This is a genomic window from Peribacillus sp. YIM B13481 (assembly GCF_042787985.1).
In the GTDB taxonomy this organism is placed as follows: domain Bacteria; phylum Bacillota; class Bacilli; order Bacillales; family DSM-1321; genus Peribacillus; species Peribacillus simplex_A.
Window position 1 is genome coordinate 1 of the sequence record NZ_JBHZPE010000036.1, and the last position, 17498, is coordinate 17498.

A 17498-nucleotide genomic window follows, 5' to 3' on the forward strand; every position below is an offset into this window, starting at 1 on the left:
CCCCTCCCAGATAGACTGTTAAGAACATTTTATCATGCTCTCTTTTTTACTCTGTCTACCTGTAGGGGATAATACCACATTTCAATTGAATTGAGTCTCTTTCTTTATGATCTAGCGTAACTTTGTCCACTTTGCTGCATATGCTTTTCTTTTACTCTTTTTGCTCTCCAAAAGCTAAATAACACGATCATAAACCCAATCGGAGCAAATATAGGTGTCAACATATAAATCCACAAGTTGATACATAAACCACATTTTCTCAGTAAACATAGCCGTTGTAGAAGTCTTTGATTGTATGTACAAATATTCGTGAAAACGGAAAGAATAATAGATTTATTGTTACTTAAGTGATTATTTCCGTTTCATTTGAGGGAATAACCCGAAATTTTGGACTTTCTTGTAACTTATAAGCTCAATTTATCGTTTTGGGTACCTATTTTCTTGGCTTGATGGGCATGGGGTTCCACCAGCAAAACGCAGATTTACAATGCATATGTCATTTCTTTAAAGTACTTTTTGCAATGACTTTTCTATCCTTAACCGGGGTACGGCAAGAATTGGTACTTTTGGAGCCACAGAGGTAAAAATGTCATAGATGTCTTATAAGTCATTTATGAGATCGGCATAAAAGATCCTGTAAATCCATCAGTTAACGATAAAGAAAAAGTGACGTAGAACTTCATTAATAGCTCAAATCACTATTGTCTTTAGTGAATGGCTTAAAAAAGAAATAATTCTCGCCTCACCCCTTATAGATAAATACGATGGTTTATATTGGAAAAAGATAAGAATGGTATTGTATCATGAAAAGAGATTTAGTGATTTATATATTATTGAAAAGGGGAATGAAAGTTGATGAATGTATTAATGATAAACATTCCAGCTGAGGGCCATGTTAATCCGACTCTTGGTTTAGTAAAAGCTTTAATTGATCGTGGAGATTCTGTTCATTACGTAACCACTGAAGAATTTAAAGAGAGAATTGAAGGTTTGGGTGCTAATGTATACCTTCATCCTAATCATTTAAAGGGATTAACACCTCAAAAAGTCACTAGTATCCATGAATTTATGCAAATCCAATTAAAACTTTCCTATGATATTTTGGCTGTAGTTCAAGAATTAGCTGATTCCATCCCATTTGATTATGTGTATCATGATACATTTGGTGCGGGACTGCTGGTCAAAGACTATTTAAACATTCCTTCTATCTCTTCATCATCTTCCTTTGCTATTCCTCAGGAGCAATTCCTGAAAATGCTAGAAAGTAGCAAAGGTCTTCCTCTAAATCCATCGCCGGAAATGGAGAAAGAAAATTCGACTATAACGGAACGGATCCAGGAACGTTTCGGTGTGAAGGTAAAGCACCACTTCCAATTTATGATGAATACTTCTGATTTGAATATTGTCTATACAAGCAGAGAGTTTCAACCAGGTGGAGAATATATGGATGATTCATATGTATTTATCGGTCCTTCCATCACGAAACGGGTGCAAACACATGATTTTCCGTTAGAGGAACTGAAAGACCAGAAAGTACTGTATATTTCAATGGGTACCATATTGCAAGGATTTGAATCTTTCTTTCAAACCTGTGTAGAGGCTTTTAGAAACTTTGAGGGGAAAGTCATATTTTCAGTGGGCATGGCTACTGATTTAGCCAAGCTGCAGCCTTTGCCGGAAAACTTCATTGTACGTAGATATTTACCGCAGCTTGAAGTTTTAAAGCATACGGACGTCTTCATTACCCATGGAGGAATGAATAGTACGAGCGAGGCTCTCTATTATGAAGTGCCCCTTGTCGTCATCCCCCAGACCTCAGATCAGCCTATGATCGCTAATCGATTAGAGGAACTTCAAACCGGGTTTAGAATTGATCCACATGAAGTAAGCATAGAAAAGCTACAAGAATCCGTTCAACAGGTATTGTCCAATCCTGCTTATCGGGAAAATGCTAAGAAGTTGAGCAATAGCTTTAAAAAAGCAGGTGGAGCAAAAGAAGCTCTAACGGCTATAGATGAGTACTTAAAAAAGGTAAGTTCGAGTATCTTCTAAGGCATATAAGGGGTACAGTCAGAAAAATGATCGATTGACATCTGTATCACTCCTAGAAGAGATTATCGAAGTAACAGGTCAATTGAATCATCAAAAGGATCTTCGTTGAAGATCCTTTTTCACTGTGATTTATAAAATGAAATTCTAAATATCTAATTATAATAGGTGAAAAAGACGATCAATAGTTTGGGTACGAAATGATTCGAATTTACACTCCTCCTCAATACATATTATGAATAAAAAGGTAAAATATGGGTTGAGGGTATGTCTAATGTTGTGTTAATCTTAACAATAACTAAGGATGCATAATATGCTTTCATACCTTTAAATAATTTTGTTATAGAAGGGATGGAGATTTAAATGGCTCAAATTGTTGATATTGATAGATACCTTTGTACTGGGGCTTTAATCTATCTATATGAGTGAGGGCCTTTTCCCTAAGCCTTGTCAGGAGGTAAGGAACAGTAAGCAATCACCTATACAATACAATACAATATTAATAGAGGAGAGGAATGCCTTATGAAAATACGTAAGCAAATTACATTTGCAAGTCTGGCCCTTTTACTAGCTGGAAGTTCCCTGCTATACACATCGCCAACCTCAATTGCAAAAGTAGAGCCCACTCAAAATGTATCTAGTCCGTTACAAACAAGCACTCAACGAGATCATAATTCCGTCAAGCAAGCAATGCGGGATACATTGCAACATGGATTCCCGGGGATACTTGCTAAAACTTCCGAGGATGGAAAAACGTGGGGTTATGCCGCTGGGGTAGCGAATCTGAGCACCAAGAAACCAATGAAAACAGATTTTCGCTTTCGCATTGGCAGTGTGACGAAGACGTTCACCGCAACGGTTGTACTTCAATTAGCTGGAGAGAACCGCTTGAATCTAGACGACTCCATCGAAAAATGGTTGCCTGGTGTCATTCAAGGAAACGGATATGATGGTAAACAGATTACTATCCGGCAGATATTGAACCATACAAGTGGTATCGCTGAATACTCAAGGTCAAAAGACGCTGATTTTATGGATACAAAAAAATCGTATACGGCTGAAGAGTTAGTGAAGATGGGGATATCTCTGCCTCCAGACTTTTCCCCAGGAAAGGGATGGTCTTATTCAAACACAGGATACGTATTACTGGGTATTCTTATTGAAAAAGTAACCGGAAACAGCTACGCGGAAGAGATTGAAAATCGGATTATTGAACCGCTTGAATTGTCGGATACATTCCTACCTGGCAATTCAAGCGTTATTCCAGGCACCAAGCATGCCCGTGGATATTCCCAACCAGACGAAGCAAGTGAGATAAAAGACGTTACTTATTATAACCCAAGTGCAGGTAGCTCGGCAGGAGATATGATTTCTACTGCTGACGACTTAAATAAATTCTTCTCTTCCTTGCTCGGTGGCAAATTACTGAAGGAACAGCAACTAAAACAAATGCTTACTACAGTTTCTACAGGAAGAGCAGGAATTGATGGATATGGTCTTGGAATCTTTGAAACTAAGCTTCAAAACGGTGTCTCGATATGGGGACACACAGGTGGCATTCTAGGGTTTTCTACTATTGCTGGAGGTACAATTGGAGGCAAGCATACGTTGGTCGTCAGTTTGAACAGTTTGGGTAGAGATAACAGTCCAAATCCTTTTAAAAATATTTTACTTGCTGAATTTAGCAAGTAGGAAAAAAGGAAAAACAGAAAATTTTTTTCATAGTTTTTATAGTTAAAAATATACCTTCCTGGTTCAAAAGACCCAACTTACATTTAAAAATAAATTTAGGGCTTTTTGGAATCCAGGTGGCAACCCCATGCTATTAAGCTAATAAAACAAAATCCTCCTTAAAAGAAAAAATACGCTATTCTTTCTGTAAAACCATAGGAAAGGATGGCGTTTTTACTCATTATGTTGGCAAATTGAACCTATCTTTAAAACATGGAAATCCATTTTTTCACAATGTAATTCTGTAAAACTAGAAAGATTAGAGTGTCATCTATATGGGCAATTAATTAGCATCCTTCTTTCCTCCACTATGTTTCAAATGCGCCAATTACTCCTCATCAAGAAAAAACGAGAATTGAGTGAATATAAACCTGTTTATATCATTAAAGATTATTTTCCACTTTTTTATCAAGCTTACGTTTTAACTAAATAACGAATATTAATAGACTGACAACCTCTAAAAATCATAAACATAGATTTCACTTCCTTTTATTTATTATCTTCATATCAAGCATCACTATACTAATACCTTTACTTTTTTTCTTCGTGTTGTTTTTTCGCCCGCGGCAAGGTACTTACACTGATCTCTGTCATTTATTCAACTTGTCTATAAGATTTCGTTTTTAATAAATCAAGAGAATGTACAATCTGCTTTTTATATTTCTTTGGTCGCCCTTCTTTAAAATCCGGATTTAATTTCGGAATCGCTTTTCCTTCTTGGGTGTTCTACAACCATATCTCTTTCAAATTCGGCAAATGAACTCATGATATAAAACATCAATTTTTTCCTATTGGTGTATTTTCCACTACTATCATATTGAGTATATGAACCTTAACCCCTTTTTAGAGACCACATCTAATTGTTTGAATAGCATTTTTACCGAACGTGCAAAGCGATCAAATTTTGTACCCGTAAACTTTTCGGAGTAAATTACCTCGCAACCTTTTTTTAACATTTGAATCCCAGATTCCAAATCTTGGTTTAAGGTACTCACTCTGGCATATCCATATTACGCACAGTATTCTTGCTGGCATTAATCAACCGCTGTTTGGCCTGATCGATCACATTATGAATTTTTATGTCATTCGCAAAATAGATCACCTGATCGTAGGATTAAAGCTGACGGTCCCGTCGTCCACCGGAAAGCATATCATCAACATCTTAAACTTTATTCATAGCGCTTACGATCTTTCTTATTCAATTCCAGTACAACCCAAGTGGTAGTAACGTTCCCATCAGTTCCTTTAAAAAGAAAACAGCATCTGGTATTCGGTCTCGATTATCATTGTAGGCCTTCAATTTACTTTGATTATCTCCTTCTTCTAACATAGAAAAGCGAATTTCCCTCTCTGTTCTATATGTAAAGTCAATGGCCTGCTTTTCCGATTGTAGTTCCATGTATCCAGTCGGTAATAAGAAGATCATGCTGCATGGTGTAGATCGTTGCCTTATTTGGAACGGTCACATTGACATTCGTTCATTTCCTTGCCTCAAGCGTTCCAAGATAAACCCCTACTTTATGTGCAATGCGTTCATGCTAGACAAATTTTTGGCCGTCACCATACCATTCCTCAAAATGAACGATAAATACTCCAAATCTTCTCTTTCAACGAAGTGTACTTTAGCATTACCAAAAATATCATCCTCTTCTAGAAAATATAGTCAAGCTGTACTAAAATTGAACAAAAAACTAATAATTAGAGTTGGATCATGAATTATTCATGCACCTCTCACAGATTTGTACTTGCGTGTCTTCGCATACGAAGCATTTTAAAAAATATGTTGACATGAACCTTGTCTCTGCCTTAAATTATAGCTAATACAAAAAAAGTTTCCTTAACGAAACTTTTTGAGAGGTGGTCAAGTGATGTCTGAAGAAAACAAGGTTTCCCGCAGAGATATATTAAAGATGGGGACTGCAGGAGCGTTTGGAGTAGCTGGAACGTATTACTTTAATAAAATGGCACAATTTCCAACTGTAGCTAAGGCAGCAAATGATTCGTCTCACAAATCTAGCCACCATTCCAATCATGCAAACATGATTGATAAAACAAAAACGACAGGTTATAAAATGGCAGAACGGCTCCTTTCTGAGTTTGATTATGGAAAAGTTACCCAGCTGCCAAATGGGCAAACACTCCGGGAATACGAAGTCGTGGCTATTGATAAAGAAATTGAAATTGCCAAAGGAATTAAATTTCCAGGCTGGACTTATAACGGGACTATTCCAGGACCAACTTTTCGTTGTACGGAAGGCGACCTTTTGCGGTTTCACTTTATTAATAAGGGCAGCCATCCCCACTCTATTCATTTTCACGGAATCCATCCTCCAGAGATGGACGGTTTAACTTCCGTTTATCCTGGACAAAAATTCACATACGAATTTGAAGCGAAACCATACGGATTACAAATTTACCATTGCCATGTACTCCCCCTAGCCCGCCATATCCATAAAGGTCTATACGGTAATTTTATTATTGATCCAAAGAAGCCAAGAGAGCCGGCATTCGAGTTAAACATGGTTATGAATGGATTTGATTTGGATTTAGATGGCGAAAACGAATTTTACACAGTGAATGGCTATGCCTTCGCATTTATGAATCACCCTATTAAAATTAAAAAAGACCAACTCGTTCGGATCTATCTAAGTAATTTAACAGAATTCGACTTATTAAATTCGTTTCACTTGCATGCGAATTATTTTACGTACTATCCAACCGGGAGAAACGATAACCCCTCCCAGTTTACAGATACCATCATGCAATGTCAGGGAGAGCGTGGAATAATTGAGGTTCGTTTTCCTTACGCGGGAACATATATGTTTCATGCCCATGTTAGTGAATTTGCTGAGTTAGGCTGGATGGGATTTTTTGAGGTCGAGTAAAGAAGGGGAGATATTAATATGAAGGGGAAAGGAATAATTACTGGTTTAATACCGTTAATAATACTAATAGGTGTGCTAGGATTTGTGCTAAAGAATGGAGCAGGTGTAGAAAAAGATCCTGCAGCACCAATAGAAGTGTTGAACATTGAACGCATCAAGGTAACTAATACAGGTTTCGAATTATCTGTTAGTAATACGGGACCCACACCATTAACGATTTCCCAAGTTATGGTCAATGATTCGGTGTGGAATTACAGTGTCTCCCCTCAAGCTACACTTGAACGATTTGAGGAAGGAAAGGTAAACATCGCTTACCCATGGGTGGAAGGTGATCCACATACCATTAAATTAATCACAGAAAATGGAATTATCACGGAAGGTGCACTTGCAGCCACCACGCTTACTCCAGAAACCAACCGAAGCAACTTTTTGAACTACGGCTTAATAGGCTTTTATGTTGGAATAGTGCCGATTACATTGGGTTTGTTGTGGTATCCATTTATGAAACGTTTCTCACGAAAGTTGATTAATTCGATTCTTGCCCTTACCGTTGGGCTGCTTTTATTTTTATTTGTTGGGACGCTAGCTGATGGATTTGAGATTGGTGCAGAAGCTCCTTCTGTCTTTCAGGGCAATATGATTGTCATTATTGGAGCTTCCTTAACCTTCTTATTATTAATCGGCTTTGATCAGTATCAACAAAGAAAGCAAGAAAAGAAAGGGTATTCACCTTTTGGTATGGCTTTGTTGATGGCTACCGGAATAGGACTTCATAACTTTGGGGAAGGCTTGGCAATTGGTTCTTCTTTTTCTCTTGGTGAAGCCGCTTTAGGAACCTTTTTAATTATCGGATTTACCCTTCACAACATTACGGAAGGCATTGGAATCGCTGCTCCTTTATTAAAGACCACACCTAGATTGAAAGACTTTCTATTACTGGGAGGTATCGCAGGTGCACCCGCCATTTTAGGTACTTGGGTTGGGGCGTTCATCTTCTCGCCAATTTGGGGAGCTTTGTTCCTGGGTATTGGTGCAGGGGCAATTCTTCAGGTAATTTATGTAATAACGAAAATGCTCATTGACGATCATAGAACACATAGAGAACCATCTGTCTCATGGTTAAACCTTTCTGGATTCACGATTGGACTGTTAATCATGTACTTTACTGCATTTTTCGTTAAATTTTAAGGGAGAACTAAATAAATGAACCTTGGAGTATTGGACCTGAAAAGCTTCCTACTGTCGGGAATAGGTTGTTCTTTAAGTGAACAATCAATTAAAGGATTAGTAGATGTCAAGGAAGAAGACATTGCAGGAGACTTCTATTCTCTTGTTCATGTTTTTTAGGTGATTTCTTGAAATAAGGTCACATGTACGACCATCATTTTGTTCTCTAAAGGTTCAAAAACATGGGGGCGTCATAATTTGCCTACACCACCATTTCCCCCCTAATGAAGAGGCGTAATTCATTGCAGTCCAGCACCCGAGTGGCGGATGGCACGTCACCCTGGCGAAACGATGCCTTTGTGTTACTCTGTAAAGAATTCCAATTTCAGGAGGCTGATTATTAATGTTTTCAAATATCGGGATTCCAGGTTTAATATTAGTACTTGTCATTGCCTTGATTGTTTTTGGACCAAAAAAGCTGCCGGAAATCGGCCGGGCTTTTGGACGTACTTTAACTGAATTCAAAAGTGCGACCAATGGATTAGTATCTGATGAAAAAGATAAAGAGGAAGAGAATAATCCTGAGTTAACGACTGGTGAAAAGAAACTGGATAAATCGTCAGTTTCATAAGGTACTAGGGTAGACGGGGCAACTCGTCTATTTATTTTATTTTAAAAAAACGAGACATCCGCCAAGGAATACAGCGATATACATCTTATCGGTTTCTGATGCAAATATGATTTGTTAGAAACATATAACCTCAACATCTATTTCCACTATGAATTATGATGTTTTTACTCTCTCACTATAGGCAGACTTCACAATTTGTTGAAGTTGCCCTTTTTTCAGCATATGCATCACCTACTCCACAGATAAATTGTTTGGCTGTTCGAAATATTTTTAGCCTAACTTAGAACGAACTCGCTAATTAATAAACCGATGATCTTGTTCGACGATATTATTCATCTGGATTTATAAAGTATATTAGAGCTATAATAAAGCCTGTTTTTTTCGGATATCCCCTACTCCCTCCGCCTACTATTGTTTTTTACCAGCTTGATTCCTTGAAAAGAATAAGCATTTTGATATTCTTGGATTGAAACATGTTTACCCATCAAAACGTTCTAGTAATTCAATAATCACTTTAAAGGTCGATATTGTATCCATATAGGCATATCGCCCTTTTCCGTTAAAAAAGTTACCTGTCTGTATGACCGGATAGCCCATTTCCTCCAACATCTTCATTTTACCTTCCATATCTTTAACGACAAAAGAGATATGGTGAACTCCCTCACCATTTGTTTCAAGATGATCTTTCCATATGCTAGGTGATTCGCCCGGCTCGATTAATTCAACCTGAATTAACGGGGTATCGATGAACATGTATCTAGATTCTCCTTCAGTGGGCTTCCCTTTGTAAATCACATTTGTAATTTCGGTTGATCCAGAATGAATGATGGAAGGTTTTTCAATACCCAACAACTTACAATATGCATCTGCAGCCGCATCCAGGTCTTTTACAACTAACGCAAGCTGTTCCACTTTGTTAGTCCCTAATAACGGCTGAACTCTTTCATCTTCTGGTCTTTCCCATGCCGTTTTTCTTGGCTCTTCACTTTCAAGCAGCTCAACTAACGTTTTGTGATCATCTAGTGTATCCACATATACATACCGGCCGTTACTTGAAGTGAATTCACCCGTTTGCAAAGCTGGGTATGCACTTTTCTCCATGATTGGCAGTCTCTTTTGGATAGAATCTACATCAAAAGCAATATGGTGGATCCCTTCACCTACTTCATCCAGGAACTCACGCATCGTTCCTGGATTTTTATCTGGTTCTATTAGTTCAATTTGGACGGTTGGTGTATTCAGAAAAGCCAGTTTAGATTTTGATTCCGTTGGTACACCTCTAAAAGTCACTTTCGAAACAGAACTGTCACCAGTTAGAAATGGTTCTGCCTTCTTAATGCCTAGCAGTCTTGTGAAAGCTAGATTAGCAGCTTCAATATCTTTAACAACAAATGCAAGTTGATTAATGTTCCTATTGCCCAATAGTGATTCTGCCAACCTTATAAACCTTCTTCCACAATTTATTTTGTTATAAACTCAACCCAGTCCACGAACTGACAAACCACCGTCGCTGGAAATGACTTCACCGGTAATTGCACGCGCTTCGTCCGATGCTAACAGGACATAAGCAGCTACATGATCTTCGGGCATCTGGGCAAGCTGAAGTGGATTTCTTTTCTTTATGCTGCTGGCCTTCGTATCATTATCCACGATTTTAACGAATGGACTTAGAGGAGGAATGACCGTTAATGCCGTCAGTGTGCCACCAGGCGCCACAGCGTTTACCCGAATATTCGGAGCGAGTTCAAAAGCAAGTTGGCGCATTAACCCTATTTGAGCATGCTTGCTTGCTGTGTACCAAACCCCGCCGCCATCAGGATAGAAACTAGCACCGGATACAGTAAAAATAATATTGCCATTCGATTTTTGCAGTTCATCAAGAGCGGCTTTTGCACCGAAGAAAGATCCTTTAACGTTAATATCGAACAGAAAGTCATATGCTTCGGAAAGTGCATCGGGAGTTACGTCGGCAAATTTGGCAAACCCATCAAAGACTCCAGCATTAGCAACGAAAACATCCAGCTTTCCGAATTGCCTGACAGTGGCCTGTACAGCCCTCTCATTGTCTTCATATTTGCTTACATCGCCTTGATGAACCAGAATCCCTTCACCAAATTCCTCCTTCATTTTCTTCAGCGTTTCTATTGAGCGGCCGATAATGCTGACTTTTGCTCCTTCTTGTATGAAACGTCTAGTGACAGCTTCCCCTATACCAGAGTTCCCTCCGGTAATCAACACTACTTTATCCTTTAACGCCATTGCCATTACAACCAGCCTCCTTGTTATCCTTTTTATGCTAGTAATATTTATACGAAGATAGCAAGATTCCTGGTATTTATCGTTGTTTGGTCAACGATGAATATCCGTTTGGAAAGTTTCCATTTACCCTCTTCGAATATGAATTCATCATTTCGTTCGCCCGAAATCAAATCGTGTTGAATATCCGTGCTACGGCTTCGGTAGATAAGAAGATAGCTCTTGACGACTGCCTTTTCACCTTCAACAAAGTCCTTAACGCGCACGTTAGAGACAAAACGGCGTGTTCTTGATGGCGGTATTTCCGCCCATGCATAATCTGTTTTCAAACGATCCACGCGCAGTCTCAGCAGCTCAATATCATCATTGAATGTAAACATTTCCGTTGAATAATCCGGGCGTTCCACCCCTTCTTTATTAATGCGAACAGGCATTTGGTAGCGCAAGCTTGAGTGCATTAGATCGAACCAATCATCAAATTCAATATCATCCAGTAATTGTGCTTCATCATACAGCCACTGTTCAAATTCACATTTAAGCAACATTTTCTCCACATTCATTTCCATTCCCCCTCCCGATTATCATTTCGTCATCAACTCCAGCCAGTACTTGTAAAAATTCCGTTGGCTCGCTTCTGTGAATTTATCATCGTAAGCAATGCCCGGTCCTATGAAATCAACAGGGTCACGATGAAGACCCATGGTATAATTATAGGTTAAATTCTTTAGGAAAGGCATTGGGCCCTGGGCTGCTTCAGTAATATCCGTAAACACTTCCGTATCATCCTGTTCGAAAATACCGGATGGGCTAAAGGTCAAGATAAACGAATCTCTTGATCTATCTTTCCAATCTTGGGAGGCGTTCTTTTCGACGAGCATCCAAGCGATCACTTCCATTTTATTGTGACCAATTGGCCGCCACATTCTAATTGAAGTGTTGGAGATGAACTGGTCTTTGATTTTTGTATGGGATATTAAAAATGATAAGTTGGGGAAAACGTTACCAATCATATTCTTTAAGTTTGATAAAACTTCATATTGTTCTTCAGACAAATTACTTTTAAATTCATCTTTCAATTCTTTCGGGAAAGCGAAGTCAGGGTTAGGTGTCCCTAAGTTCAGCCCATGGCCGTTATCCATATGGATTTGAAAACCACGCTTTGAATAGGTGGCATTGGGTACCATGCCAAGTTTTGCAATGGATCCGTGTGTGACCATCGTGTGATAGGAATCACCAACAAAGTTATCGGAACCCACTTTCCAGTTGGAATTAACAACGAATCTTTGCGGGACCCCGATAACTTCCATTTCTGCGCGTCCTACGAGTATATCCAAATACCATTTAATATCTCCAAGAAACTCTTCAAGCGGCTCAGCGTCTTCATTCCAAGTTCCAAATAAAAGTCCTTTATAAGAATCAAGCTTCACTTTGTGAAGGCCCATTTCTGAGCGGTCAAGTGTGCTCCCATATATGTCCTTTTGAAGTGGTACCCCCACTAGCTCACCAGTGTTTTTAAAGTTAAATCCATGATAGGGACACGTAAATAAAGACTTGTTTCCTTTATCAGCACGGCATAGTTTCATTCCGCGATGTGTGCACATATTATAAAACGCCCTGATTTCCCCTTCACCGTCACGGGTTATGATGAGCGAATAGCCAGCCAGTTCACGGGTCAAGAAATCTCCTTTGTTGGGTACTTCAGATTCATGGCCGACAAAAACCCATGTTTTCAAAAACACTTTTTCATGTTCTATATCATAAACCTTTTGATCTCCAAGGAGGTATGCAGGTATAACGCCTTCCTCTGGTTTAACCGTTTCTTTCAAATAGTTAACAACTTGCTGTTTCGACATTTCTTCCAGGGACTTATCAGTTTTAAGCATACTTTTCTCTCCCTTCCATAAATTTGACCTCATAATTCATTATCCGATTTGAACGCTCTTTTCCTTGTTTTGCAGAGTAGCCAAAATACTTAATGCGGCTAAGTAACTCGTTTTCGGATTATTTGGCATCGGATCATTTTCCACTTCGAGTTTGAGTTTCCCGAACGAACCTGACGCTTCTATTAGATGGATGTTTTTCAGTACACTTGGATCGGCAATGATTTTCACTTTTGTCTTTTCAGATCCCAGACCAGCCAAAGCCAGCACAATCGCAACATTAATGTTTCTCGGAAACTGCTTGATCGCTTCTGCAGCCGACCCATCAAATAAAACCGTTTCTTCTTCCATTGAAGAACCTGCAGGTAATGCGTTTGGCGGTTTTCTCGTGGTGATGCAAACAGATTCAAGACCATTCACCGCTTTTGCCGATTTAAGTACATCAAGACCTCCAATCGCACCAGACGGAAGGAAAATATTCACGTTATTATTTTTGCAAATCAGGTTTGATTGTTCTTCAAAGGCAGCATTGGCCATCACGCCTATGCTGCTTAGTAAGAGATTTTTCCCGCTTTTAAGCACTTTAAATGCGTACTCTTCAGCAGCTTCAATCGTTGCAGCCTCTATGACTAAATCTACATCGGATTTAAGTAGTTCATCAACATCATTAAATGGCTGTGTCCTGAATTCTTCAGCTAGTTGAGCTGCGATTTCTTCACGGCGGGCATAAATCGAAACGATTTTCCCACCTGGAAGAAGCCCATCGTTATTTATTGCCTGAAGCAGAAATTTACCGATATTGCCGCATCCGATTAAGCCTAACCTCATGTAGATTCATCCTTCCTCAATTAGCAAACCCGTATGAGTCCGCAAAGAATTCCAGCCCACAATGTCTTGTTTCCCGGGAAACACCACTTTCTTTTAATCCAGGGAAGTCGAGAGCCAAGTCACTGAAAACGGTATGATTATTATGGAAAACCGCACCAGCTTCGAGTCGATCTGCCATATCAATAGCTATCTCTTCATTCTCGGTCCAAACAGATGCACGCAAGCCAAACTCACTATCATTCGCTAATTTCACAGCCTCCTCAATATCATTGAAAGGTAGGATGGGAATGACAGGTCCGAATTGTTCCACCCGAACCACTTCGCTCTGCTGATTGACATCAGTAATAATAGAAGGAAGCATATAATAACCTTTATCCCAAGCTTCAGGATTATGTTGAATGCCAGTGGTGATTATGTTTGCTCCCGACTTAGCTGTACGTTCGATCAAGCCATTCACAAAGTCATACTGTGCTTTATTATTCAATGGACCCATCGTTACGTCAGGCTGAATGCCATCACCAACTACCATCCGGCTAAATTCTTTGGTCAGCTTTTCAACAACCTCATCAAAACGTGATTCTTGGACGTACACTCGTTTAACAGCAGAACACACCTGGCCTGCAGCTCGTAAAATCCCCATCCTCAAACGTTTGATTGCCGCTTCATCCATAGTGGCGTCTTCCAAAATAATGGCAGGGTCGTTGCCGCCGAGTTCCATATATACTTTTTGTAGATTTCCAGCTGATTTCTGCATGATATTTTTTCCGGTTTCAGTACTACCGACAAACGCCACTGTCCGGACGCGGGAATCGGAACAAAGTGTATCGCCGATTGCTTTTCCTGATCCTGAGACTATATTGATGACTCCTGGCGGAAAATGTTCAGCAACTACTTTTAAATAGGTCATTATCGTTAACGGGCAATTCGTTGCAGGTTTCACTACAACGGCATTGCCTGCCAAGACAGCAGGTATGACCCTTTTGAACGTTAATATCATTGGAGAATTCCACGGAGTTATAATTGCCGTGACGCCTCTTGCCCTTCTTCGGATTTGGACTTTTTGATTTCCTTGAAGCACTTCAGGTTTCCACCAATCAAGTAACTCTGTAGCGCAGCCCTTCATGACTTCAACACATCGTAGTAAATCCTTTTTAGCTTCAACTAGTGTTTTGCCATTTTCACGTACGAACACTGTAACATTTTCCTCGATTACTTTTGAAAGTTCTTTTGCCGCCGAGTTCATCCGGTTAGCCCGATCCCTGACATCAGAACGAGACCAACTTTCAAAAGCATATTCTGCCGCTTCAATCGCTTCATTCACGATATCCCCAGAGCATATTGCCACCTGGCCAACTACTTCCGATCTGTTTGCCGGATTTATCACATCCACTTTTTCCGGCATTTCTATCCATTCTCCATTAACAAGGTATTTTCCTGAAACAAATGGATATGTCGAAATCATCCTCAATCCCCCCTACAGTTTTTTGGGCTTAAATGCTTCCGCAGCTCCTGGTGGTCCCCCAAATGGCTTTGCCATTGGTCCCACAGCTTCCATATCAACAACGATCATGGAAGGCTTACGTCTTTCTTTTGCCTTTTTCAATTCGGATATGAATTCATCTCCAGAACCAATCCGTACAGCATCGAAATGCATGGACTCAGCCAGTTTCACAAAATCGGGACTCAATAAATCCACGGCAACCTGCCGGCCATATGCGGCTGTTTGAATATTGCGCAGAACCCCATAACCTGAGTCATCAAACAATACGATGATAACTGGTAAGTTTTCTTCGGCGGCCGTAACCATTTCCCCGACATTCACCATAAAGCCTCCGTCTCCAGCCATAAGAACGACAGTTTTATCTTGACACCCTATTTGGGCACCGATTGCTGTTGGAAGACCTTGACCAATTCCACCCCCAGATGCATGAATGGAGGTTCTCGGTTCATAGATTTCAAATAAACGGCTGCCCCATACGTTTGCCTGCACAGTTACATCTCGAACTAAAATGGTATCGTCATGTAATATCTCCCTCATGCCATCTAAAAATCCCGCATAAGGTCCAAGCGTTTCCCGGAGTTGAGCGCGCACTTCATTTCTAAGCGAAAGGACTTCTTGTAAGTAAGAAGGTTCCGCATTCACTGAGTTTTCTTCGAGCTTTTGAATGATGCCAGCTAGCATATCTTTTGCATCGCCAACCAAACCTAGTGTGGCTTTGTAGTTGCGGTTAATTGCCTGCCAATCTGCATCTATCGCTATATGTTCTTCTGGAACCGGTACTTTCCAGTTGGATGTTTCGTTTCCCCTAAATCTTACACCTACGCTAATCAATAAATCCGCATTTCTCAAAAACTCTTTTGTAGTTTCAAAGGCCGCAAAATGTCCTATGCATTGTTCATGATTTTCTGGGATCGAACCTTTTCCTGACTGACTGGTTATCACTGCTGCACCAAGGATTTCCGCCAATTTTTGCAGTTCGTGCGAAGCATTGGCACTTATGACCCCACCCCCGGCCCATATCACAGGACGGCGTGCTCCAACCATTTTTTTCACGGCTTGTTCGGGAATAAATGGCTTTGAATTTGTTTCAAACGCCGAAACTCGTAGCTCCTCGAGTGAAAGATCTTCTATGATTGCCGATTGAAAGTCAATGGGAATTTCCAATGTGACCGGTCCAGTTGGTGCAGTTAAGGCTTCTTGGATCACCTTCCTTACAACCGCTGCTGATTGGGCAGGGTTTCTAAGCCTCACTGCATTTTTACAAGCACCTCTCATCATTGAAAGCTGGTCTTTACACTCATGTATGTATCCTTTGCCTGTAGCAAGATAAGAAGAAGCGACCTCACCGGTAAGATGAAGAAGGGGGACACCAGCTGCCCAAGCTTCCACTAGTGAACCAGCAGCGTTTCCTGCCCCTGTTCCGGTACTGGTAATCACCACACCCAATTTCCCAGTGGCGCGGGCATAGCCATCAGCCATATTGACGGCACCGCTTTCTCCCCGTGAACAAATGAGTTTAATGCTACCTTCTCTAAGAATTGCATCATAGATGGGCATATTGTGAATACTGACAATCCCGAAAGCAACTCCCACTCCTGCTTGAACCAGCTCCTTTACGATGGAATCGGCGGTCGTAAACTCTATTTCTTCTTGTATTTTCATCGCGTTTGCCTACCTTTTTTAATGATATATTTAAAGTGCCTTTCCGATCGCTCCTGCCGTCTCAATCGTCGAACCCGCTACATAACTTGCTTTGTCTGAAGCAAGGAAAACAATGACACTGGCCACTTCTTCCGCTTCCCCTACACGGCCGAGAGGGATATTCCGTTTTTTCGCAAGTTCCCCGTAATATTCTTCCGGATCCATATCCGGCGCATTTTTCAATCTTCTTCGCTCCCATTGATCGGTCCGGATCAATCCAAGACACACTGAATTAACCAATATATTGTCAAAGGCCAATTCCTGGGACAAGGTTTTGCTTAAATTAAGGAGACCAGCCCTTGCTGCTGCAGTCGCTACCATATGACGTTCAGGTTCTTTAGCAAGCGTTGCGTTAATATTAATAATCCGCCCCCCTCCCCTTTTCACTAAATGAGGGTGCGAAGCACGAACGGCATATATGATGGCAAAGAACTTTAATTGAATCTGTTCATCCCATTGCTCATCCGTAATGTCAAAAAAGTGACCCATGACGCTTTGACCGGCTGCATTCACCAATATATCGATCCCGCCAAACCTCTCAGCCGTACCATTAATGAAAGAATCCACATCCGATTTTGAGGTGACATCACAGGTTGATGCAAAGATATCCGCCTTCTCACCAAATGAGAGTAGTTGACTTTGTGCACTTTCCATTCGCTCTGTGCTTCTGCCGCATATAGCCACTTTCGCTCCCTCAGCTAAAAACATTTCTGCTGTTTTTAATCCTACGCCCGACGTGCCTCCCATAATGACAGCCACTTTACCTTGCAATCCTAAATCCATCTCTTCACTCCTTTAAAACCATTTTCCTTAAGCGCAGTCCTTTAAAAAACAAGAAGTTAACTTTCACTGTAACCATAACATCCAGT

The 17498-nt window shown here is 40.3% G+C and carries 15 protein-coding genes and 2 pseudogenes; 7 read left to right on the forward strand and 10 right to left on the reverse strand.

The window, feature by feature from the left end; translation table 11 throughout:
- Positions 1–855 precede the first annotated feature (855 nt).
- The 3 genes and pseudogenes from ACFX4X_RS18090 to ACFX4X_RS18100 form a co-directional block, all read left to right on the forward strand.
- The gene (locus ACFX4X_RS18090) at positions 856–2052 is read left to right on the forward strand and encodes a macrolide family glycosyltransferase (protein ID WP_377385188.1); all 1197 of its coding nucleotides are present in this window, start codon (positions 856–858) and stop codon (positions 2050–2052) included.
- 519 nt (positions 2053–2571) lie between these two features.
- Positions 2572–3741, forward strand: a complete 1170-nt coding sequence (locus ACFX4X_RS18095) for a serine hydrolase domain-containing protein (RefSeq protein ID WP_377385132.1) — start codon at positions 2572–2574, stop codon at positions 3739–3741.
- Positions 3742–3952: 211 nt separating this feature from the next.
- A pseudogene (locus ACFX4X_RS18100) lies at positions 3953–4195 on the forward strand (IS4 family transposase); the annotation flags it as partial.
- 179 nt (positions 4196–4374) lie between these two features.
- Here the strand turns inward: ACFX4X_RS18100 and ACFX4X_RS18105 are convergent.
- Both ACFX4X_RS18105 and ACFX4X_RS18110 read right to left on the reverse strand, forming a co-directional pair.
- A pseudogene (locus ACFX4X_RS18105) lies at positions 4375–4736 on the reverse strand (recombinase family protein).
- A 242-nt stretch (positions 4737–4978) separates the two neighbouring features.
- Positions 4979–5179 (reverse strand): hypothetical protein, encoded by a 201-nt coding sequence (locus tag ACFX4X_RS18110; RefSeq protein ID WP_377385134.1) that lies wholly within the window; start codon positions 5177–5179, stop codon positions 4979–4981.
- A gap of 469 nt (positions 5180–5648) precedes the next feature.
- On the opposite strand from ACFX4X_RS18110, the gene ACFX4X_RS18115 reads away from it, so the two are divergent.
- The 4 genes from ACFX4X_RS18115 (at position 5649) to ACFX4X_RS18130 (ending at position 8463) form a co-directional block, all read left to right on the forward strand.
- Positions 5649–6665: a multicopper oxidase domain-containing protein gene (locus ACFX4X_RS18115; protein WP_377385136.1), complete on the forward strand. Its 1017-nt coding sequence runs from the start codon at positions 5649–5651 to the stop codon at positions 6663–6665.
- A gap of 18 nt (positions 6666–6683) precedes the next feature.
- On the forward strand, positions 6684–7853 hold the full coding sequence (locus ACFX4X_RS18120; protein WP_377385138.1) for a ZIP family metal transporter: 1170 nt from the start codon (positions 6684–6686) through the stop codon (positions 7851–7853).
- A gap of 15 nt (positions 7854–7868) precedes the next feature.
- Entirely contained in the window at positions 7869–8012 is a 144-nt protein-coding gene (locus ACFX4X_RS18125) for a hypothetical protein (protein ID WP_284470885.1), read from the forward strand.
- A 223-nt stretch (positions 8013–8235) separates the two neighbouring features.
- Positions 8236–8463: a twin-arginine translocase TatA/TatE family subunit gene (locus ACFX4X_RS18130; RefSeq protein WP_089364502.1), complete on the forward strand. Its 228-nt coding sequence runs from the start codon at positions 8236–8238 to the stop codon at positions 8461–8463.
- Between the two features lie 477 nt (positions 8464–8940).
- Here the strand turns inward: ACFX4X_RS18130 and ACFX4X_RS18135 are convergent, their stop codons facing one another.
- From ACFX4X_RS18135 to ACFX4X_RS18170, 8 genes are read right to left on the reverse strand one after another with little or no spacing between them, the layout of a single operon-like run.
- Positions 8941–9900 carry a VOC family protein gene (locus tag ACFX4X_RS18135; protein ID WP_377385140.1) on the reverse strand — a complete coding sequence of 320 codons (960 nt, stop codon included), beginning with the start codon at positions 9898–9900 and terminating at the stop codon, positions 8941–8943.
- A gap of 39 nt (positions 9901–9939) precedes the next feature.
- Positions 9940–10728 (reverse strand): SDR family NAD(P)-dependent oxidoreductase, encoded by a 789-nt coding sequence (locus ACFX4X_RS18140; protein ID WP_377385142.1) that lies wholly within the window; start codon positions 10726–10728, stop codon positions 9940–9942.
- Between the two features lie 41 nt (positions 10729–10769).
- Positions 10770–11279 (reverse strand): aromatic-ring-hydroxylating dioxygenase subunit beta, encoded by a 510-nt coding sequence (locus ACFX4X_RS18145; RefSeq protein WP_089364500.1) that lies wholly within the window; start codon positions 11277–11279, stop codon positions 10770–10772.
- 21 nt (positions 11280–11300) lie between these two features.
- Complete coding sequence (locus ACFX4X_RS18150; protein ID WP_377385144.1) at positions 11301–12602, reverse strand: aromatic ring-hydroxylating oxygenase subunit alpha; 1302 nt, start codon at positions 12600–12602, stop codon at positions 11301–11303.
- 39 nt (positions 12603–12641) lie between these two features.
- Positions 12642–13427, reverse strand: a complete 786-nt coding sequence (gene nadX, locus ACFX4X_RS18155; protein ID WP_377385146.1) for an aspartate dehydrogenase — start codon at positions 13425–13427, stop codon at positions 12642–12644.
- A gap of 16 nt (positions 13428–13443) precedes the next feature.
- Positions 13444–14889 (reverse strand): aldehyde dehydrogenase family protein, encoded by a 1446-nt coding sequence (locus tag ACFX4X_RS18160; protein ID WP_377385148.1) that lies wholly within the window; start codon positions 14887–14889, stop codon positions 13444–13446.
- 12 nt (positions 14890–14901) lie between these two features.
- Positions 14902–16590 (reverse strand): thiamine pyrophosphate-binding protein, encoded by a 1689-nt coding sequence (locus ACFX4X_RS18165; RefSeq protein WP_377385150.1) that lies wholly within the window; start codon positions 16588–16590, stop codon positions 14902–14904.
- 30 nt (positions 16591–16620) lie between these two features.
- Positions 16621–17412 (reverse strand): SDR family oxidoreductase, encoded by a 792-nt coding sequence (locus ACFX4X_RS18170; RefSeq protein WP_284470892.1) that lies wholly within the window; start codon positions 17410–17412, stop codon positions 16621–16623.
- Positions 17413–17498 lie beyond the last annotated feature (86 nt).